Annotated in this window: 18 protein-coding genes; 12 read left to right on the top strand and 6 right to left on the bottom strand. The window is 57.5% G+C overall.

Annotated elements, in window-relative coordinates:
- Window position 1: 1 nt before the first annotated feature.
- From ACR0M3_RS05590 to ACR0M3_RS05580, 3 genes are all read left to right on the top strand, one after another.
- Entirely contained in the window at window positions 2–271 is a 270-nt protein-coding gene (locus tag ACR0M3_RS05590; RefSeq protein ID WP_480909932.1) for a YciI family protein, read from the top strand.
- A complete protein-coding gene (locus ACR0M3_RS05585; protein WP_480909931.1) occupies window positions 271–693 on the top strand; it encodes an EVE domain-containing protein in 423 nt (140 codons plus the stop codon). Before ACR0M3_RS05590 ends, ACR0M3_RS05585 begins: the two co-directional genes overlap by 1 nt.
- 160 nt (window positions 694–853) lie before the next feature.
- Window positions 854–2137, top strand: coding sequence for a hypothetical protein (locus tag ACR0M3_RS05580; RefSeq protein WP_480909930.1), 1284 nt, complete (start codon window positions 854–856; stop codon window positions 2135–2137).
- Window positions 2138–2356: 219 nt separating this feature from the next.
- Here ACR0M3_RS05580 and ACR0M3_RS05575 read toward each other — a convergent pair whose 3' ends face one another.
- The 4 genes from ACR0M3_RS05575 to ACR0M3_RS05560 all read right to left on the bottom strand — a co-directional run bounded on the left by ACR0M3_RS05575 (window position 2357) and on the right by ACR0M3_RS05560 (window position 5404).
- Window positions 2357–2698, bottom strand: coding sequence for a DUF2853 family protein (locus tag ACR0M3_RS05575; protein ID WP_267366309.1), 342 nt, complete (start codon window positions 2696–2698; stop codon window positions 2357–2359).
- A gap of 137 nt (window positions 2699–2835) precedes the next feature.
- Window positions 2836–3585, bottom strand: a complete 750-nt coding sequence (locus ACR0M3_RS05570; RefSeq protein WP_480909929.1) for an extensin-like domain-containing protein — start codon at window positions 3583–3585, stop codon at window positions 2836–2838.
- Between the two features lie 13 nt (window positions 3586–3598).
- Complete coding sequence (gene ahcY, locus ACR0M3_RS05565) at window positions 3599–4987, bottom strand: adenosylhomocysteinase (RefSeq protein ID WP_267366313.1); 1389 nt, start codon at window positions 4985–4987, stop codon at window positions 3599–3601.
- A 102-nt stretch (window positions 4988–5089) separates the two neighbouring features.
- On the bottom strand, window positions 5090–5404 hold the full coding sequence (locus tag ACR0M3_RS05560; protein ID WP_480506832.1) for a hypothetical protein: 315 nt from the start codon (window positions 5402–5404) through the stop codon (window positions 5090–5092).
- A 206-nt stretch (window positions 5405–5610) separates the two neighbouring features.
- Between ACR0M3_RS05560 and ACR0M3_RS05555 the strand changes: the two genes are divergently transcribed.
- Together ACR0M3_RS05555 and ACR0M3_RS05550 are read left to right on the top strand one after the other, a co-directional pair.
- Window positions 5611–6204, top strand: coding sequence for an HD domain-containing protein (locus ACR0M3_RS05555; protein WP_480482603.1), 594 nt, complete (start codon window positions 5611–5613; stop codon window positions 6202–6204).
- A gap of 36 nt (window positions 6205–6240) precedes the next feature.
- The gene (locus ACR0M3_RS05550; RefSeq protein WP_480909928.1) at window positions 6241–6963 is read left to right on the top strand and encodes an SGNH/GDSL hydrolase family protein; all 723 of its coding nucleotides are present in this window, start codon (window positions 6241–6243) and stop codon (window positions 6961–6963) included.
- 38 nt (window positions 6964–7001) lie between these two features.
- Here ACR0M3_RS05550 and ACR0M3_RS05545 read toward each other — a convergent pair whose 3' ends face one another.
- The gene (locus ACR0M3_RS05545) at window positions 7002–7556 is read right to left on the bottom strand and encodes an ActR/PrrA/RegA family redox response regulator transcription factor (protein ID WP_050604676.1); all 555 of its coding nucleotides are present in this window, start codon (window positions 7554–7556) and stop codon (window positions 7002–7004) included.
- 81 nt (window positions 7557–7637) lie between these two features.
- The gene (locus ACR0M3_RS05540) at window positions 7638–8264 is read right to left on the bottom strand and encodes an SCO family protein (RefSeq protein WP_267366429.1); all 627 of its coding nucleotides are present in this window, start codon (window positions 8262–8264) and stop codon (window positions 7638–7640) included.
- A gap of 90 nt (window positions 8265–8354) precedes the next feature.
- Between ACR0M3_RS05540 and regB the strand changes: the two genes are divergently transcribed.
- The 7 genes from regB to addA all read left to right on the top strand — a co-directional run bounded on the left by regB (window position 8355) and on the right by addA (window position 19796).
- Window positions 8355–9752, top strand: a complete 1398-nt coding sequence (gene regB / locus ACR0M3_RS05535; RefSeq protein ID WP_480909927.1) for a sensor histidine kinase RegB — start codon at window positions 8355–8357, stop codon at window positions 9750–9752.
- 65 nt (window positions 9753–9817) lie between these two features.
- Entirely contained in the window at window positions 9818–11323 is a 1506-nt protein-coding gene (locus ACR0M3_RS05530) for a PAS-domain containing protein (RefSeq protein ID WP_480909926.1), read from the top strand.
- Between the two features lie 42 nt (window positions 11324–11365).
- On the top strand, window positions 11366–11839 hold the full coding sequence (tsaE, locus tag ACR0M3_RS05525) for a tRNA (adenosine(37)-N6)-threonylcarbamoyltransferase complex ATPase subunit type 1 TsaE (RefSeq protein ID WP_480546089.1): 474 nt from the start codon (window positions 11366–11368) through the stop codon (window positions 11837–11839).
- Window positions 11836–12840, top strand: coding sequence for an aminoglycoside phosphotransferase family protein (locus tag ACR0M3_RS05520; protein ID WP_480909925.1), 1005 nt, complete (start codon window positions 11836–11838; stop codon window positions 12838–12840). The genes tsaE and ACR0M3_RS05520 overlap by 4 nt, the downstream gene beginning before the upstream one ends.
- On the top strand, window positions 12837–13523 hold the full coding sequence (locus ACR0M3_RS05515) for a nucleotidyltransferase family protein (protein ID WP_480909924.1): 687 nt from the start codon (window positions 12837–12839) through the stop codon (window positions 13521–13523). Before ACR0M3_RS05520 ends, ACR0M3_RS05515 begins: the two co-directional genes overlap by 4 nt.
- The gene (gene addB, locus ACR0M3_RS05510) at window positions 13516–16440 is read left to right on the top strand and encodes a double-strand break repair protein AddB (protein WP_480909923.1); all 2925 of its coding nucleotides are present in this window, start codon (window positions 13516–13518) and stop codon (window positions 16438–16440) included. The genes ACR0M3_RS05515 and addB overlap by 8 nt, the downstream gene beginning before the upstream one ends.
- Entirely contained in the window at window positions 16437–19796 is a 3360-nt protein-coding gene (gene addA, locus ACR0M3_RS05505) for a double-strand break repair helicase AddA (RefSeq protein WP_480909922.1), read from the top strand. Before addB ends, addA begins: the two co-directional genes overlap by 4 nt.
- Window positions 19797–19827 lie beyond the last annotated feature (31 nt).

Below are 19827 nucleotides of genomic sequence, written 5' to 3'. Positions count from 1 at the left end.
CATGCTGATCGCACTCATCGCCCGTGACAGAGCCGGGGCACTGCAAACCCGGTTGGACAATCGCGCGGCCCATCTGGCCTATATCGAAGAAACGGGTGTTGTATCGCAGGCAGGGCCGCTGCTGGATGGCGACGCCATGATCGGTTCGCTGGTTGTGCTCGACGTCGAAGATCTGGCTGCTGCGCAAAACTGGGCAGATAATGACCCCTATGCGAAGGCAGGATTGTTCCAGTCGGTTGAGCTGATTCCCTGGAAAAAGGTAATCGGCTGATGGCGTATTGGCTTTTCAAGTCCGAACCTTCGACCTGGAGCTGGGACCAGCAAATGGCCAAGGGGGACACGGGCGAGGAATGGGACGGTGTGCGCAACTATCAGGCGCGCAATTTCATGCGTCAGATGGCCATTGGGGATTGGGGGTTCTTCTACCACTCTCAAAAGGACAAATCGGTTGTGGGTATTGTCGAAGTATGCGCCGAGGCACATCCCGACAGTTCCACCGATGATGAGCGCTGGGAATGCGTGGATATCAAGGCCGTCCGACCCTTTTCCAAACCCGTGACACTGGACCAGATCAAGGCCGACGAACGGCTTTCCGACATGGTGCTGGTGAAAAACTCTCGTTTGTCGGTTCAGCCGGTAACAGACGATCAATGGAAAGTGGTTTGCGCCTTGGGTGAAACGCAGCCGGATTAACCTGCCGTCCTGTATCAGGTGCAAAACTTCTCAAACGTCCGGCAAGGTGTTATGTTTCCAAGGGCTACGCCGGGTAGGGATCTGAAGGTTATGATTGCTCTGGTCGTAACCGCTTGGTGTTGTTCGGATAAATTCGATATGTTTTGAAAGTTTGAACCCCGTGTCTGACACTGAAAACGGCAACGGGACACTCGATAACACCGTTGCTGCGAAAAGCACGAAAACCTGGGAAGCGCGCCTGAAAGAGGCGCGGGAAAAGCGCGCGTCGGTGCTTGCGAAGGCGCAGGAAGAACCTGTTTCGACATCTGTCCAGACAGACAATCCTCCCCCTCCGGATGATACAGATACTGAGCAGATCGTTTCCGAGCGGGTCCGTTCGCTATATCTGGACAAACCGCGCGTCAGAAAAAAACGGAAAACTTGGGTCGCGTTAGTACTGCTTGCCCTTTTGTGTGGGGCCGCCTTGCAATGGGTCGTTGCAAATCTTTTTGATGACTGGCCATCCGCAGACGCAGAAGATCAGGCTGTTCTGAATGCGCTTTCTGAAACCTTTCTGGTCCCCGAAGAACCGCCTGAGGCTGCAACCACCAGCCTGCCGGACCCGAAAGACGCCCCTTCGCCAGAGGATCTTTTGGTTTCAGGGGCCTCCGAGCCTGAGCCTTTCTCAATCCCCGCCGACGTCAGCGAACCGTTGGACAAGCCAAATAGCGAGTCCGTCGATCCGGTAATTTTGGATCAATCCGATGCAACGCCCGCCCAGGAACCGGAAAACACTGTCATGCCGGAAAGCGAGTTTGCAACCGGCCCGAATCCTGAAGCGGCAACGGAGAAGCCGGAAGTTTCCTTAACGCCGCCCAAGATTTTCATTCCTGCCCAGATGGAACCCATGTTGGCTGTTGCAACTGCTTCAGACATTCAAGCCGCGATTCCGGCCCGGTTTGATCCACGATTTCGCAATCTCAATCCGCTGAACAAGGGCGGGTTATCGCAAATGTTGCTGGTAGCCCATGATCCTATTCCGCCAGAGATCGACACACCCGCCATTCGACCCTACACCGAGTTGAAACCACTTCTTTTGACGCCAGCCATTGGTCTGGAGGTCTCGCTTTTTGTACCGTCGAGAGTTTCGCAAGAGACCAGCAACCGGGCATTGGAACTGCTTGCCCGAGGTCAGGCAACGGTGGTGGCAACAGCTCGGGTGGGATACCGGGTCCGAGAAACCCAGGTCCGGTTTTACCATCCCGATGACGCCGAAAACGCCGCGATGGCCGCCGATGCACTTGGGGGTATCGCACGGGACTTCACAAGCTCGGGCAGCAAGACGCGCCCGGGGCGGATCGAGGTTTATCTGGAAGGCAGCGGCGGAAATGTGGACGACAATTCAACCGTTCAGCCTGACAGCGCAGAAAACCTTATCGCGCGTATCCTAAAAGAGTTCAGATGAATAATGAGGGAAGGTTCTGACGATACAGAACCTTCCCTACCCCCGCGTGCTCCCTACTCACCACACGCGTATGGAAATGTCTGGTTCTGACCGTCCTGGTCACGGTTTGACCTTAGCCCACCCGCGCCCAGCATTTCAAACGCCAAGTCCTTAAAAAACAACTCAAATACAAAACGCCCGCCGGGAAGACGACAGGCGTTTCAGGAATGCGCGGAAAGATCAGCCGTAAACGGCTTCTTTTCCGAAATGCTTGGTCAGCATGTAATAGACCACGGCGCGGTATTTGTTGCGCTCGGACATGCCATAGGTTTCCATGGCTTTGTTGATCGCTGCCATCAGCTCGGGACCATCGGACAGGCCCAGTTTCTTGATCAGGAAGTTGTTTTTGACGGTTTCCAACTCGGACTCCTGGCTGGCTGCAACAGTTGCCGCATCTGCGTCATAAATCGCCGGGCCGCAACCGATTGTGACCTTGGTCAGCAGGTCCATATCGGGGTTCATCCCACATTTGTTTTTCAGATCTTCAGCGTATTTGGCGATCAGCTCGTCGCGCTTGCCCATGTCCTAATCTCCTTTATCCGTCAATCCGGCACCAATCACCGATAGCCGAGATTAGACGTGTCACAGGTCTGCCAAAAAGGATAAAAAACTGCGTTTCCTCCCCCTTAACGGGGGCTGGAAGGCACAGGATGCAAGACCTATCTGCAGTACCCCCAGCCAGAACCTTGCAGGTGGAAATGATCCGCGTGCAAGCGATTGAAGTCCGGGCCCAGAACCACACGAAACCAGTCGCACGCGCCCCGCCAGATCTGTCGCAGGAACGCGGGTTCGGCGCCAGAGCCGTGCCAGTCCTTTAACAGGGTCAGCACGCGGCCATCGCTCGTCTCTACACCGATGATATCGATCGAGTCCGCACGGGCATGGCTGCTCCATCCGTTGTTTTCACCCTTCAGGGTGCGCATACGCCTGCAATTGTAACTTCCAACATGGCGCAATCGGGCAATACCGGTTCCAAGCAGTTCGTGCGCGACCGGCTGCACGACATGGTGTTCCCACATCGCCAGCCGCAATGTCGTGGCGCAACTGGTTTCAACGGCTTCGATATGCGCGGTGGCCAGCCGTGTCAGAAGACCCCGTGCGGCAATGCCACAGTTCTGATCAATGACCAGATCCTCCATCGCCTCGAAATGAACCCCCGCTTCGGCCAACGTAGCCCGACACTGGGTTTCGTCCGCCACGGCGCGGTTCAGTTGATACCTGGTGACCGGCGTGACCGGCGCGCTGACTATTAGGTCGCGCAAAGGGTTCCAGTGTGATGGCACCGGTGTCTTTGGATGCGCCAACAGCACCCAGCCGCCGCCGCCCAGCACGATCACCACAACCAGAACCCTGAAAACTAAGAACACCGCCGAGTAAAGAAACCGGCGGCGTCCGTTGTTCTGCGTCATCGTCAGACGACAATCAGTAGCGGTAGTGTTCCGGCTTGTATGGACCTTCCGGTTTGACACCGATGTACGCCGCCTGATCCGCATCCATCTTCGTCAGCTTCACGCCGATGCGATCCAGATGCAGGCGGGCCACTTTTTCGTCCAGATGCTTGGGCAGGATGTAGACCTTGTTCTCGTACTGATCGCCCTTGGTGAACAGTTCGATCTGTGCCAGAACCTGGTTGGTGAACGAAGCCGACATCACGAAAGACGGGTGACCTGTGGCATTGCCAAGGTTCAGCAGACGGCCTTCAGACAGCAGGATCAGACGGTTGCCCGAAGGCATCTCGATCATGTCCACCTGCTCCTTGATGTTGGTCCACTTGTGGTTCTTCAGGCTAGCCACCTGAATCTCGTTGTCGAAGTGACCGATATTGCCAACGATGGCCATGTCCTTCATCTCGCGCATATGCTCGATGCGGATCACGTCCTTGTTGCCGGTGGTGGTGATGAAGATATCCGCGCTGGCAACTTCGTCTTCCAGCAAGGTCACTTCGAACCCATCCATCGCAGCCTGCAGCGCGCAAATCGGGTCAACTTCGGTCACCTTCACGCGCGCACCCGCGCCGCGCAGGCTGGCGGCCGAGCCCTTGCCCACGTCGCCATAGCCGCAAACCACGGCAACCTTACCGGCCATCATGGTGTCGGTGGCGCGGCGAATACCGTCAACCAGCGATTCCTTGCATCCGTATTTATTGTCGAATTTCGATTTTGTGACCGAGTCATTCACGTTGATCGCCGGGAACGGCAGGTGGCCGTCTTTCACCAGCTGATACAGACGGTTCACGCCGGTGGTGGTTTCCTCGGACACGCCCTGAATCTGGTCGCGCATCTTGGTGAACCAACCGGGGCTGGCCGCCATGCGCTTGGCGATCTGCTTCTTGATCACCTCTTCCTCTTCCGAACCCGGAACTGGGATGATGTCTTCGCCCGCTTCGGCACGTGCGCCCAGCAGGATGTACAGGGTCGCGTCACCACCATCGTCAAGGATCATGTTCGGACCGTCTTCGAACAGGAAGGATTTATCCAGGTAATCCCAATGCTCTTCCAGTGTTTGACCCTTGATCGCGAAGACAGGAATGCCCGCCTCGGCAATCGCGGCAGCGGCATGGTCCTGCGTCGAGAAGATGTTGCACGACGCCCAGCGCACGTCCGCACCCAGCGCAACCAGTGTTTCAATCAGAACGCCGGTCTGGATGGTCATGTGCAGCGACCCAACGATACGCGCACCTGTCAGAGGCTTGCTGTCCCCATATTCCGCACGCAGGGACATCAGCCCCGGCATCTCGGTTTCGGCAATGTCCAATTCCTTGCGGCCGAACCCGGCCAGCGAAATGTCTTTAACGATATAGTCCACGGCCATCAGGCGCTCCATTTTCGGTAAGTCATAGTCCCGGCTGCCCCTAGCATTCCTTGGGGCAGGTGGCAACTTTGAAGACTGTTACCGGAAGCCTGGTGGCCGCTTTCAGCTTGGCGTGCCTTCGATTTTTATCTTTGGTATCGCTTCAAAAAAATCTGTGCCAACGGCAACAATACAGCTGATTCCGTTCGCATTGGTTACCAAAACGGTATAACTGCCCGTTTCCTTCGAGGCCCAGACCTCCATCACCGACTGTGCGCTGCGTGTCTTTTGCAAACCGCCAAAGGCCAATTCTTCGGCGTAGTTTTCCTGCAATTTGGCGACAATATCGTCGCGTTCTGCACAACTCCGGGCAAAAGCTGGTGGGGCAGTCGCGGCCATTCCAAAGGTCAGGGCAATGGCAAACAAACGCTTGAACATGACAAACTCCTATCGTTTCGCGTTTCACGGTCGAGAGGAGCACACCGGGAGAAGCATGTGCCCCCCTCGGTTTTGATGTCGGGATCATGGCGCGCCGTTTCAAAGCACAAATGCTCAAGAAACTGTTGGCAGCAAGTGATCCAGACAGGTACATCATAACACAAAAATATGGCGCAATCGCGTCCGGTCAGACGAGGCATAGCAAAATGGCAACACAACCCAGAGCATGGCAGCGCATGTTATCGGGGCGTCGGCTGGACCTGCTGGACCCGACCCCGGTGGATATCGAGATAGAAGATATCGCCCATGGGCTTGCTTTTGTGGCGCGCTGGAACGGGCAGACACGCGGCGATTTCGCCTATTCCGTGGCCGAACACTCCCTGTTGGTTGAGGAACTCTTCGGCAGAATTGCCCCCAAGACACCCGTCAAGTGGCGGTTGGCAGCCCTGTTACATGATGCGCCGGAATACGTGATTGGCGACATGATTTCGCCGGTCAAATCCGCTGTGGGCCCCGGTTACGGCGCCTTGGATGACCGTCTGGCGGCAGCAATTCACATCCGCTTCGGCCTGCCAGCCGCGGTGCCGAAAACGGTGAAGCGGCAGATCAAGAAAGCCGACAAGATCAGCGCCTGGATGGAGGCCACCCAGATCGCGGGCTTTTCCGAGGCTGAGGCGACGAAATTCTTTGGTCGCCCGGATAAAGCGGTGATGGAGGGATTGGAGATTACGCTGAGACCACCGGTCGAAGTAAGGAAAGCCTACACAGATCGGCACACAGTGCTTCTCGCGCTACTTTAGCGACGTGCAACCTGAACAGCTAAAGGTAATGGTGAAATGAGCGCGAAACGACCGATTGGGAACCGGATCTTGCTTGCAACAAATTTGGTGCTGATCCTGGCGCTAGCAGCCGTGTTGATCAGAACTGGGTATCTGGCGAAGACAGTACGCAAGCTTACCGGAGCGCATACTCCCGTCACAGAAACTAAACACTATCAGACAATGGTGTGGCTGCACAAACGACCGATTTCCCAAGCTCTAGCGTCACCGAATATTCAAATCGCATTTATTGGTGATTCCATCATCGAGGGATGGCTAACCAGCAACATCGTTTCAAACGCATTGAATCTGGGAATCAGTCGGGACACAACCCAAGGCTTAATAGCAAGGGTACACCCGGAGCTCATCACTCATGTTCCGGTCTGGTACTTGGGTGTTGGGGTTAATGACGCCCTGAACGACACACCTCTGGAGGAGATTCCGAAATATGTTAAGCAGTTAGCGGATGTGTTCACCTCCGCAGACAGATTGATCTGGCGTGCCGTTCTGCCTGTCGCAAGCGAAACTTGGACTATCGAAAACGAAACGTTTCGAACCACCTACAACATTGCAGCACAACAAGCTTGCTTGGAGATGGGAAACTGCACGTTTCTCAACTCCCCTCCCGGGTATAGTGATAACATCGACAAGTGGACATCGGACGGCCTACACCCCAATCCAATCGGTTATCGTCACCTGACACAGCAGCTTTGCGCTGAAATAAAGTGTTCCCTTCAGTGACGCTGAGTGGGGTTTTTTGCGGTGATTAGGTTATAGTCTCAACGCGGGCTGCGTTTCGCTAGTATCCGCTGCAAGGTCCGGCGGTGCATGTTCAGCCGCCGTGCGGTCTCACTGACATTCCGGTCGCACAGCTCATAAACCCGCTGGATGTGCTCCCAACGCACGCGGTCCGCGCTCATCGGGTTTTCCGGCGGCGGGGGCAATTCGTCACCCTTGGCCAGCAGCGCATTGGTGATGTCGGTGGCGTCGGCGGGTTTCGACAGATAATCGGTTGCGCCGATTTTTACGGCAGCAACCGCAGTCGCAATCGCCCCGTACCCGGTCAGAACCACGACCCGGCTGTCAGGGCGCTTTTCGCGCAAAACCTCAACCACATCCAGACCGTTGCCATCCTCCAGTCGCAGGTCAACAACCGCGTAAGCCGGTGGGCGGGCGGTGGAAATTGCGCGGCCTGCGGCGACGGATCCTGCGGTTTCAACCTCGAACCCACGCTTTTCCATGGCCTTGGCCAAACGTCTCAGGAACGGCTCGTCATCATCCACCAAAAGCAAGGATTTGTCAGGGCCGATATCAAGCTGAGAACTGTCTGCCATATGTTAGGTCTTTCCGCTATTTCATGCCTTTGGCTTAAACATGAGTAATAGCAGCGCAGAAACAAAGGTCAAACAACCTTGTTAATGCGCTGCCTGGTCCAGAAAGCACCCGACCCTGTCCGCCATCTGTTCGGCCGTGTCATCGCGCTTGAAGAATTCAAGGAAACCATGTTCGGGCGTCACCAGATATGTGAAGGTGGAATGGTCAACAAGGTAGAATTCGTCGCTTTTATCCTGTGCCTTGTAATAGGTCTTGTAAGCCTTGCTCGCCGCCCTGACCTGTTCGGGTGAACCGGTCAAGGCAATCGTTTTGCCGCCTAAGTTAAAGGCATAATCATCCACAACCTCGGGCGTGTCCCGTTCGGGATCGATCGAGATGAACAGCGCAGTGGCCGACTGTCCGCGCTGGTTCAGGATATCCACGGCCTCAACATTGCGGGACATGTCAAACGGGCAGACATCGGGGCAGAATGTGTATCCGAAATAGACAAGTGTGGGTTCGGTGATCACGTCTTTGTCGGTCACCGTCTCACCTTTGCCATTCACCAGTTCAAACGGCCCGCCGATAGCAGCGGTCCCCCCGGCGATCTGCCCGGATCGGCACTGTGCAAACTGGTCGCCGGATCCGCCCCCACGCGTCAAAAGCCACATCGCACCTAGGCCAATAGCCAGAACGAGAGTTGCAAGAATTGCGTATAGGCGGGTCATTTCGGTTTTCCGGTCGCAAGGGGTTGTTGATCGTTCCGGCCGGGACACCTATCAAGATGACCAGCCTTTGCAACAGGACATAAGCGACCGATGGCAGATTCCAATCAGACTTTTTGGCGCGGCCAGGAACGCAGCAGCTGGATCCGCCTGCGCACCCTGATCCTGTTGCGATGGGTTGCCATTTTTGGTCAGATCACCGCCATCACCGTGGCCCAGCAATACTATCACGTGCAGCTGGAACTGGGCCTGTGCTATCTGGCCATTGGGATCTCGGTCATGGGTAACCTGACTGCCATTCTGTTGTTTCCACAGAACAAGCGGATGTCCGAGTTCGAAAACTTCCTGATGGTTCTGTTCGATCTGCTGCAACTGTCGATCTTGTTGTATCTGACGGGCGGTCTGAACAACCCCTTTGCCCTTCTGCTTTTGGGGCCGGTCACGATTTCCGCCAATGTCATGAGCACACGGTCGACCTTGATAGTTGGGGCTGTTGCGATTGTTCTGACCACTCTGCTGGCGGAATTCCACCTGCCGCTGCGGACCAACATCGGGGTGGTTTTGGACATTCCGGAAATCCTGCTGTTTGGCAACTGGGCGGCTATCATTATCGCCATCGTCTTTATCGGTGCTTATTCTCACCGCGTCAGTTCCGAGGTTCAATCCATGTCCGAAGCGCTGGCTGCCACCCATATGGCACTGGCCCGCGAGCAAAAATTGACCGATTTGGGTGGCGTGGTCGCCGCTGCCGCGCACGAGTTGGGCACCCCCTTGGCCACGATCAAACTGACAAGTGCGGAACTGATCGAAGAGCTGGACGACCGTCCCGACCTCAAGGAAGACGCCGCCTTGATCCGTGAGCAGGCTGATCGGTGCCGCGACATTTTGCGCGATATGGGTCGTGCCGGAAAAGATGACCTGCATTTGCGGCAGGCTCCGCTTTCGACGGTGGTGAACGAAGCCGCCGAACCGCATGTTGACCGGGGCAAGGTCGTTCATTTTTCCGAAGGCCCGACGCAGGGCGGAGACGTGCTGCAACCCTCGATCCTGCGAAAGCCCGAGATCATTCACGGGCTCCGCAACCTGATCCAGAATGCCGTGGATTTCGCCCGCGCGAATGTCTGGGTCGAAGCCGAATGGACAGACAGCAGGATCACCGTCAGCATCATGGATGACGGGCGCGGCTACCCGTCGCACATGATTGGACGCATCGGTGATCCCTTCATGCGCCGCAGACGGGCCGAAGCCGACCTGCGAACCCGGCCGGAATACGAAGGCATGGGACTGGGACTGTTCATCGCAAAAACGTTGCTGGAACGCAGCGGTGCCGAGCTGAAATTCGCAAATGGCACGGACCCGTATCAGCATCTGACTGATCACAAGGACCGGACAGGCGCGATCGTCAAAGTCTCGTGGCCGCGCAACCTGATTGACGCGCAAAAGGGTGACACGCCGGTTCCATCCGGTTCCAACAAGCGCATTCAAGTATGAGTTAAGGAGCCGTTAACCTATCCTGCCCATAGTCAGCCGGGGTTTGTTCTACCTTGGGGATATTCATGGCCGACTGGATCATTCTGGCCGCGATCAGCCTGGTATCGGGATGCTTTGCCGTGCAGTGGTTATTGCCACGCCAGACGCGACGCGACGATGTCTTTGGTTTGTTTTCGACAACATCCCTGTTTGATGCGGTATTCCTGTTTGATGGTGATCACCTGATCAGTCACTCCGATATCGCGCTTGCCGGGTTCGAACATGTTGGAAGCTGGCAGGACTTGCGCCGCCTGCTGCAAAGGGATTTCCCCACCTTCCCCGAAACACCCGAAAAGGTTCGCGATCAAAATGTACTGGTAATCTCGGCCATTGATTGCACAGTCGAACGCGAAGTCGTGTGTGAATGGATCGACGGGATTGTCCGCGTGCGTCTGCACGAACCGGCCAGAATATCTCCGACTGGGTCAAGCACGCTGAGTGAACCGAGCCGTCTGGCCATGGAACAGGCCCCCTATCCGGTATGGTTGCTGGATCACAACAGCCAGGTGCAATGGTGCAATGCAGCTTATGTCACGCTTGTTCGCCGGGCGCGTGGTCAGGATGCCGATCTGACTGCCCCGCTGTTTCCGGGCACCTCTGATGCGCCGTCGCTTGGAAAATCAAGGGTTTCGGTAGATGTGACTGGGTCCAACAGCAAGTTGTGGTTCGATCTGACGCAGATCGAACAGGAAGACGGGCGGTTATGTTACGCCACAGACATCAACGCCATTGTCGAAGCGGAAACCGCGCAACGCAAGTTCGTGCAGACCATGACCAAGACGTTTGCTCAACTTTCGATCGGCCTGGCCATTTTCGATCGCAACCGGCAACTGGCGCTGTTCAACCCGGCCCTGATTGATCTGACCACGTTGCCGCCGGATTTCCTCAGTTGCCGCCCGAATATCAGCAGTTTCTTCGACCGGCTAAGGGATCAGCACATGATGCCAGAGCCCAAGAACTACCGTACATGGCGGCGTCAGATGAACGACCTGCTCGAAGCGGCCGAGGGCGGCAATTACCACGAAACATGGTCGCTTCCCTCTGGCTCGGTTTATTCTGTAAGCGGCAGGCCGCACCCCGACGGGGCTGTTGCGTTTCTGTTCGAAGATATTACGGCAGAAATCACGTTGACGCGCCGCTTCCGGTCCGAGATGGATCTTATGCAATCCATATTGGACAAGCTGGCCGATGCAATCGCTGTATTTGCCGATGATGGCACCCTGGCCCTTACCAACTACGCCTACGAAAAACTTTGGGGCGACGCACAGGAAATCGGCTTTCAGAACGACACGGTCACCGATGTCACGCGGCGGTGGCAGGAGCATTGTGTTGCTACGCCGATTCTGGGAGAGATCCGGGATTTCGTCGAAATGCGGGATAACCGGGCGGAGTGGACGGCTGAAATCCGGATGCGGTCGGGCATCACTTTGGACTGCACGGTTTCACCGGTTCATAACGGTGCGACGATCGTGCGGTTTGCACCCGTGGATCTTCTGACAAAAACCGCCCCGTTGGAACAGATCAGCGCCTGAACCGGGGTTGCAGCCGATTGGGCAGAACGTCATTGTGGCGCCATGACGACGCCCCCCCAAACCCTGACCTTCAGATCGCCCGATGAAACCGCAGATTTTGCGACCCGTGTCGGGTATTCGCTCAGTGATGGGGATGTCCTGTTGCTTAGTGGTGCAATCGGCAGCGGCAAGACGCATTTCGCACGCAGCCTCATTCAATCACTTATGCCTGAACCGGAAGATGTGCCGTCACCCACATTCACTTTGGTTCAGACCTATGACACCCCTGCCGGTGAGATCTGGCACTGCGATCTTTATCGGCTGAACGCGTTAGAGGAAGTGGATGAACTGGGTTTGGTCGATGCCTTTGACACAGCAATCTGCCTTGTGGAATGGCCGGAAAAGCTGGGCGCACTAGCCCCTGCCGCTTCGTTAAAGCTGGCCTTCGAAACAGACCCTGACACAGAAGATACCCGCCACGTGTCCTTGTCATGGACCGATCCGAAATGGGTAAAAAAGCTGGAGAGTGCAGGATGACAAACAGGACAGTCCTGGCAGAGGCCCTTATTGCACAAACTCCTTGGGCCGGGGCAACGCGTGCACCACTGGCCGGCGACGCATCGAACCGCCGGTACGAACGTGTTACCGATCCGGTCAGTGGGCGAACGGCTGTCCTGATGGATGCGCCACCAGACAAGGGCGAAAGCGTCGAATCGTTTGTGCGTGTTGCTGAGTATCTGCGTTCGATTGGCCTGAGTGCGCCCGAGATTTACGCAGAAGACGCTGAATATGGATTTCTGCTGCTGGAAGATCTGGGTGATGATCTGTTTGCACGTGTTCTGAAAAAAGACCCGTCCAAAGAACGCTTTTTGTACGAGGCCGCAACAGACGTGTTGCTTCACCTGCATCAGGCCCCATTATTGTCGCTACCGTCCTACGACCCGGCCCTGATGACGGATCTGGCGGCGCTGGCGCTTACGAGATATGCTGCTGGAATTCAGGGCAATGTTGATCAGGACGTTCTGGACCGGTTCGAACTTCGGTTTGCCGATATTCTGCACCGAGAAACCTCTGGGGACAAAGTTGTCATTCAAAGGGACTATCACGCGGAAAACCTTCTTTGGCTGCCCGAGCGCGACGGCTTAAGGCGCGTCGGATTGCTGGATTTCCAATTGGCCATGCTGGGGCACCCCGCCTATGATCTGGTGTCCTTGCTTCAGGACATTCGCCGCGATGTTTCGGTCGGAACAGAAATGCAGATGATCAACCGCTATATTGCAGGGTCAGGTATGGATGATCACGAGTTTCGGACCGCGTACAGTGTATTGGGCGCGCAGCGAAATCTTCGCATCCTTGGCGGTTTTTCGCGACTGGCAACCGATTACGGCAAGCCGCAATATCTGGACATGATCCCGGCGGTCTGGTCGCACCTCATGCGGGATCTGGAACACCCTGCCCTTGTTTCCGTGGCCTCGCTACTGCACGACGCTCTGCCCCGACCAACACCTCAGAATTTGGCCAGGCTGAGGCCGCAATGACCGGATCACCCTTTGCCGTAATGTTGTTTGCCGCCGGATTTGGCACCCGTATGGGCGCGTTGACCAAGGACCGACCCAAACCGCTGATCGAAGTGTCCGGGCGCCCCCTGATCGACCATGCGCTGGATCTTGTCGACAACCTTGGCCCTGTTCGCACAGTTGCAAACGTGCATTACCACGCCGATCAGCTCGACGCGCATCTCGGGCCCAAAGGCATTCTGATATCGCGGGAGGAGCCGGAGATCCTGGAAACTGGTGGAGGATTGCGCGCAGCCCTGCCATTGCTGGGAACCGACCCAGTGTTCACCCTGAATACTGACGCAATCTGGTCCGGCCCAAATCCATTGAAACTGCTGCAAAACGCATGGGATCCGGCCCGCATGGATGCGCTTTTGATGTGTGTTCCAACTGTGCAGGCCATAGGTCACGACGGGCCCGGTGATTTTACCGCTGATCGGGCGGGGCGGATCACGCGTGGGCCCGGCTTGGTTTACGGGGGCGCGCAGATCCTCAAGACACAAGGATTGCACGCCATCTCGCAGCCGGCGTTTTCGTTGAACCTGCTTTGGAACCAGATGCACGACCAGGGGCGTTTGTTCGGCATCGAGTATCCCGGGCGCTGGTGTGATGTGGGTCACTCTGATGGGATCGCTCTGGCCGAGGATTTGCTGGCCGATGTTTGACCCCGAACCCCTTCCCCGCGTCTTCGCTGTTCCACCCGGTACGGATTTCCCCAAGGCGTTGGTCGACGGTCTGAAGCGGCGTTGTTCAGGTCCGCCCGAGGCTTTGGCGCGGGTGGAACTGGTGTTGAACACGCGACGCATGGAGCGGCGCGTACGTGATCTGTTCAATCAGGGGCCACCTTGCCTGCTGCCCCGCATCTCGCTGTTAACCGATCTGGGGGACAGCGCTGATCTGGCGCATATTCCACCTGCCATTCCGCCCCTTCGGCGGCGTCTGGAACTGACGCAGCTGGTGGCCAAATTGTTGGAACAACAACCGGATCTGGCCGCGCGGTCGTCGGTTTTTGACCTGTCCGAAAGTCTGGCGGCGCTGATCGACGAAATGCAGGGCGAAGGTGTGTCACCGGACACGATCCGGGGGCTGGATGTCAGCGACATGTCCGGCCATTGGGCGCGGGCTCAGACCTTTATCGGTATCGCAGATCATTTCATTGACACGGGCTCGCAGGTGATGGACGCGCAGGCCCGCCAACGTCGCGTGGTCGAAAACCTGATCGCCCGCTGGCAAACCGATCCCCCCCTGCATCCGGTTATTCTGGCCGGGTCAACCGGTTCGCGCGGCACCACGCTGATGCTGATGGACGCCGTCGCGCGCTTGCCGCAAGGGGCGCTGGTACTGCCCGGATACGATTTCGACCAGCCGGATCACGTTTGGGAAGGGTTGGATGATGCGTTGACTTCGGAAGATCATCCGCAATACCGGTTTCGCAAGTTGATGCGCGGGCTGGGCCTGTCACCCGGCCAGATCACCTCCTGGACAGACCTGAACGCCCCCTCGCCTGCCCGTAACCGTCTGGTTTCCCTGGCTTTGCGCCCGGCCCCGATCACCGATGCCTGGATGAGCGAAGGCCCGAAACTGGCTGATCTACTCGGCGCAACCAAAGACCTGACACTGGTCGAGGCGCAATCACCGCGGGACGAGGCTTTGGCCATTGCCCTGCGCCTGCGACAGGCTGCTGAAACCGGTCAGACCGCCGCCCTGATCACGCCCGATCGCATGTTGACCCGTCAGGTCAGCGCCGCGCTGGACCGGTGGAACATTCTGGCGGATGACAGCGCCGGCCTGCCGCTGCAACTCTCGCCTCCGGGCCGGTTTCTGCGACATGTGGCTGGTCTGTTCACGCGCCGTCTGGAGGGCGAGGCGCTGCTTACCTTGCTAAAACACCCTTTGTGCCATGACGGCAGTGAACGCGGTAACCATTTGCTGCACACGCGTGATCTGGAACTGGACCTGCGCCGCAATGGCCCGCCATTTCCGGATGGCACCAGCCTCGCAGCATTTGCAGTACGCAAAGAAGCCCCCGAAAGCTGGGCCCACTGGGTTGTTCACCACTTCTGCGATCAACAGATCAGTGGCGAGTTGGCGCTTTCCGACTGGGTAGATCGGCTCACAACACTTGCCGAGGCGATCTCGGCCGGCAGTGCAGGTGAAACCGGCACGCTTTGGGACAAGAACGCGGGTCAAAAAACGCTGGCAGTGCTGAATTCCCTCAGGGATGAGGCGCAACATGGCGGGCCGATGACAGCCCATGATTTTGCCGATCTTCTGGGCGCGTTGCTTGCAGGGGAAGAGGTCCGCGACCGCGACGCGCCACATCCGCATATCATGATCTGGGGCACACTCGAAGCGCGGGTACAAGGTGCGGACCTGTTGATCCTTGGCGGATTGAACGAAGGCAGTTGGCCAGAAGCTCCGGCTCCTGACCCCTGGCTGAACCGGCAGATGCGTGACAAAGCGGGGTTGTTGCTGCCCGAACGGCGGATTGGCCTGTCGGCGCATGATTTTCAACAGGCCATCGGCGCGCCCGAGGTCTGGCTAACCCGCGCAACCCGCTCGGACGATGCGGAAACGGTGCCGTCCCGTTGGGTGAACCGGCTGACAAACCTGTTGCAAGGCCTGCCTGAGCAGGGTGGCCCCCAAGCGCTGGCCGAAATGCGCGCCCGTGGCCAAAACTGGCTGAATTGGTCCGACGCTCTGGAAGACGCGCCGCGCATTGACCCCGCGCAACGCCCATCCCCGCGCCCGCCAGTTGCCGCGCGTCCACGTCACCTGTCAGTAACGGAAATCAAGCGGCTAATTCGCGATCCTTATGCCATCTATGCCAAGCATGTGCTGCGTTTGAAACCTCTCGACCCGCTTGTCCAGGCACCCGACGCGTTGCTGCGGGGGATCGTAATCCACGAAATCCTCGAACATTTCGTCAAGGATAGCGTGCTCGACAACGCCTTGCTGACGCGTGAGAATTTCCTGAAGCGCGCGCACGCATTGCTGGAGCAGCATGTCGCCTGGCCCACGGCGCGGCACCTGTGGCTTGCGCGACTGGAACGGATCGCAGACGACTTTATCAGCGCCGAACTTTCGCGCCGGGGTGATGGCGGGCCAGTGGCCTTTGAAGCGGCGATGAAGCTGGTGCTGAACCCGCTGAATTTCACCATAACAGGGCGCGCCGACCGGATCGATCACAACAGCCGGGGGGCCTTGCGGATCATCGACTATAAAACCGGCGCGCCTCCGACAGAAAGCCAGCAGTCCAAATTCGACAAGCAATTGCTGATCGAGGCCGCAATGGCCGAGCAGGGCGGTATCGAAGGGCTTGACCCGATGGCGGTGGCAGAGGCGATCTTCATCGGGATGGGTGGTGCCTATAAAGAGGTGCCCGCGCCGCTGCTGAAAGAACCCGCCGACAAGGTTCTAGCCGAGCTGAAAGAGCTGATTTCGGCTTATTTAGAATCTGATCAGGGGTATTCGTCCCGCCGAATGCTACACAAGGATACGGATATCGGTGACTATGATCATCTGGCCAGGTTCGGCGAGTGGGACCGGACAGCTGAAACGCGCCCCGAGGATTTGACATGAGCGCGCGCAACGAAGCAACCGAACGGCAGGTGCAGGCCGCGCGACCAGATGCCTCGACCTGGCTGGCCGCCAATGCGGGGTCTGGAAAGACACGGGTTCTGACCGATCGGGTGGCGCGCCTGCTGCTGGGTGGCGTCCAACCGCAGCACATTCTTTGCCTGACCTATACCAAAGCCGCTGCCAGCGAGATGCAGAACCGGTTGTTTGACCGTCTTGGCAAATGGGCCATGCTGGAAGATGCCAGGCTGCAAAAGGACCTGGCCGAACTGGGCGTGACTGGCACCATCGATTCAGATCGATTGGCCCAAGCGCGCACCCTGTTTGCCCGCGCCATTGAGACGCCGGGTGGCTTGAAGATTCAGACAATTCACTCTTTCTGCGCCTCGTTGCTGCGTCGTTTCCCGCTCGAGGCCGGGGTCAGCCCGCAGTTTTCGGAAATGGAAGACCGTGCGGCAGCTTTGCTAAGGGAAGAAATTGTTGAAGATTTCGCAGAAGGCCCGCAGGCCAGGCTGATCGAAGACGTGGCCCAGTTTGTCACCGATACAGGCTTTGACAAGCTGACTGCGGCGATCACCCAGAAACGCAACCTGTTCGCGCAGCAACTGGATTGGTCTGATCTTCTGCAACGCTTCGAACTGCCCTCGCATTTCGACGATAATGCGTTGTTCCAAAGCGTTTTTCAGGGTGGTGAGGTCCAGCTGATCCAATCAATGCTGCCCGTATTGCTCGAAAGTGGAGGCAATAATGCCAAGGCTGCGGCAAGGCTGGCAGGGTTCACCGACGCACGATTGGCTCACTTGCCCATGCTGGAAGACGTGCTGCTGACCGGAAAAGGCGCAAAAGAACCGTTTACCGCCAAGATCAACGGCTTTCCCACCAAACCCCTTCGCGAAGGTGCGCTGGCGGACCGGATGCCTCAACTCGAAGCTCTCATGCTGCGGGTCGAAGCTGCGCGTGAACGCCGACTGGCGCTGATTGCTGCCCAGAAAACCGCCGTTTTACACCGCTTTGCCGCTGCATTCCTACCGGAATATGAGCGCTGCAAGCAGTTGCGGGGGTGGCTGGATTTCGACGATCTAATCCTGCGCGCACGTCAGGTTCTGAATGACCCGGCGGTGGCTGAATGGGTGCTGTACCGTCTGGACGGGGGTATCGACCACATTCTTGTCGACGAAGCGCAGGACACCAGCCCCGATCAATGGGATGTGGTGGAAAAACTGGCTCAGGAATTCACTAGCGGGGAAGGGGCCCGATCAGGGGTCGAGCGCACTATCTTTGTTGTCGGCGATAAAAAACAATCGATCTATTCCTTTCAGGGCGCCGACCCGCAAGCCTTTGACCGTATGCAGGAAGAGTTTGACCGGAAACTCACTGAATCAGGCTCTAAACTGTGGGGTTCGACGCTGGAATATTCCTTCCGATCCTCCAGCGCGATCTTGTCTCTGGTCGACACGCTTTTTGAAAACCGCGCCGATGCAGGATTTCAGAAGGAAAGTCAGCACCGCGCCTTTAAATCCGATTTGCCCGGTCGGGTTGATCTTTGGCCCGTTGTCGAAAAAGTCGAAGACGCGGAGGAGGGGGACTGGACTGATCCGGTGGACCGACCCGGATCACGGCATCATACCGTTATTCTGGCCGAACGGGTGGCTGCGTCGATCAAAAAAATGATCGATGGCGGCGAAACGATCCCTGAAGACGGGGACACACAGGGCCAGTTTGTTCGACGCAAAGTGCAACCCGGTGATTTTCTGATCCTTGTGCAACGCCGGTCCGACCTGTTTGCCGAAATCATTCGCGCCTGCAAGGTTGCCGGGCTACCCATCGCCGGGGCGGACCGGCTTAAGGTGGGGGCCGAACTAGCGGTCAAGGATCTGGCTGCGCTGCTTGGCTTTCTGGCGACGCCCGAAGACAGCCTGTCGCTGGCGACAGTTCTGAAATCCCCGCTGTTCGGATGGTCCGAGCAGCAGCTTTTCGATCTGGCCCATCGGCGGGAGGAGCAATTCCTGTGGGCTGCTTTGCGCAAACGCGCTGACGAATTCCCCGAAACCCTGGGCGTGCTGAACGATCTGCGCAGTCAGATCGACTTTCTGCGCCCCTATGACCTGATCGAACGCATTCTGACCCGACATAACGGGCGGCGAAACCTGTTGGGCCGACTGGGTCCCGAGGCTGAAGACGGTATCAATGCCCTGCTGTCGCAGGCGTTGGCCTACGAGCGGACGGATATCCCCAGCCTGACGGGATTTCTGGTCTGGATGCAGACCGACGATCTGGAAATCAAACGACAGATGAGCGGGGTCGGCAATATGATCCGGGTGATGACGGTGCACGGCTCGAAAGGTCTGGAGGCTCCGATCGTCATTCTGCCGGATACCGGCAAACGTCAGCCGCCACGCGACGCCGAAATCATGGTGGCAGACGGGACACCGCTGTGGAAGGTTTCGGCAGACCAATCGCCAAACCTGATCACTCACGCCCGGTCAGAGGCGCGCACCCGCGAGGAAAACGAACGGCTTCGCCTGCTATATGTGGCTCTAACACGGGCCGAAAAGTGGCTGATCGTGGCGGCGGCGGGTGATTTGGGTAAAGATGGCAACAGCTGGTACCAGATGGTAGAAGCGGCGATGGAAAAGGCCGGGGCAACGCAACTGCCTGGTTCAGATAAACGTCGGCTGTCCCATGGCGACTGGGATGGGTTGCCATTGGTCGAGCAGTCAGTTGCATTGGCCAAACATTCAGAACTGCCCGACATGTTCCTGCACCCCGCACCAGAACCAGTTGTACCGGCGGCCTCTATCAGCCCTTCGGATCTGGGTGGTGCCAAGGCGTTGCCGGGTGACGCTGGTCTGGATGAAGACGCTGCCAAACTGCGCGGAACCCGCGTGCACCTGCTGCTTGAGCATTTGCCCAAAGTCACGCAGAACCACTGGCCAGAGCTTTGTGCCCGCCTGCTGCCCGAGGTGAGGCAAGAGGATCAGGGCGCATTGCTGACCGAAGTCACAGGCGTACTGGCATCCGAAAGCCTGCGACACATTTTCACGCAGGACACATTGGCCGAAATACCTGTTACTGCCGACCTGAACGGGCAGCGAATGTATGGGATTATCGACCGCCTGATCGTGACAGACACCGAAGTCCATGTGATTGATTTCAAATCAAATGCCACCGTTCCGAACCGGGTCGAAGATTGCCCCGAAGGGTTGCTTCGCCAAATGGGCGCGTATGCGCAGGCCCTGTCGCAGATCTATCCAAACCATAAGATACGCACCGCAATCCTCTGGACAAGAACGGCAAATCTTATGTGGCTGCCACACGATCTTGTGACGGATGCCGTGGCCTGCACCCAGATATCTTGACCTTACCTACTGCCACCCCTACCTTCACAGC

This window comes from Ruegeria sp. O5 (assembly GCF_056535105.1).
Note: the sequence above shows the minus strand (reverse complement) of the source record. Positions and strands in the feature narration are given on the sequence as shown.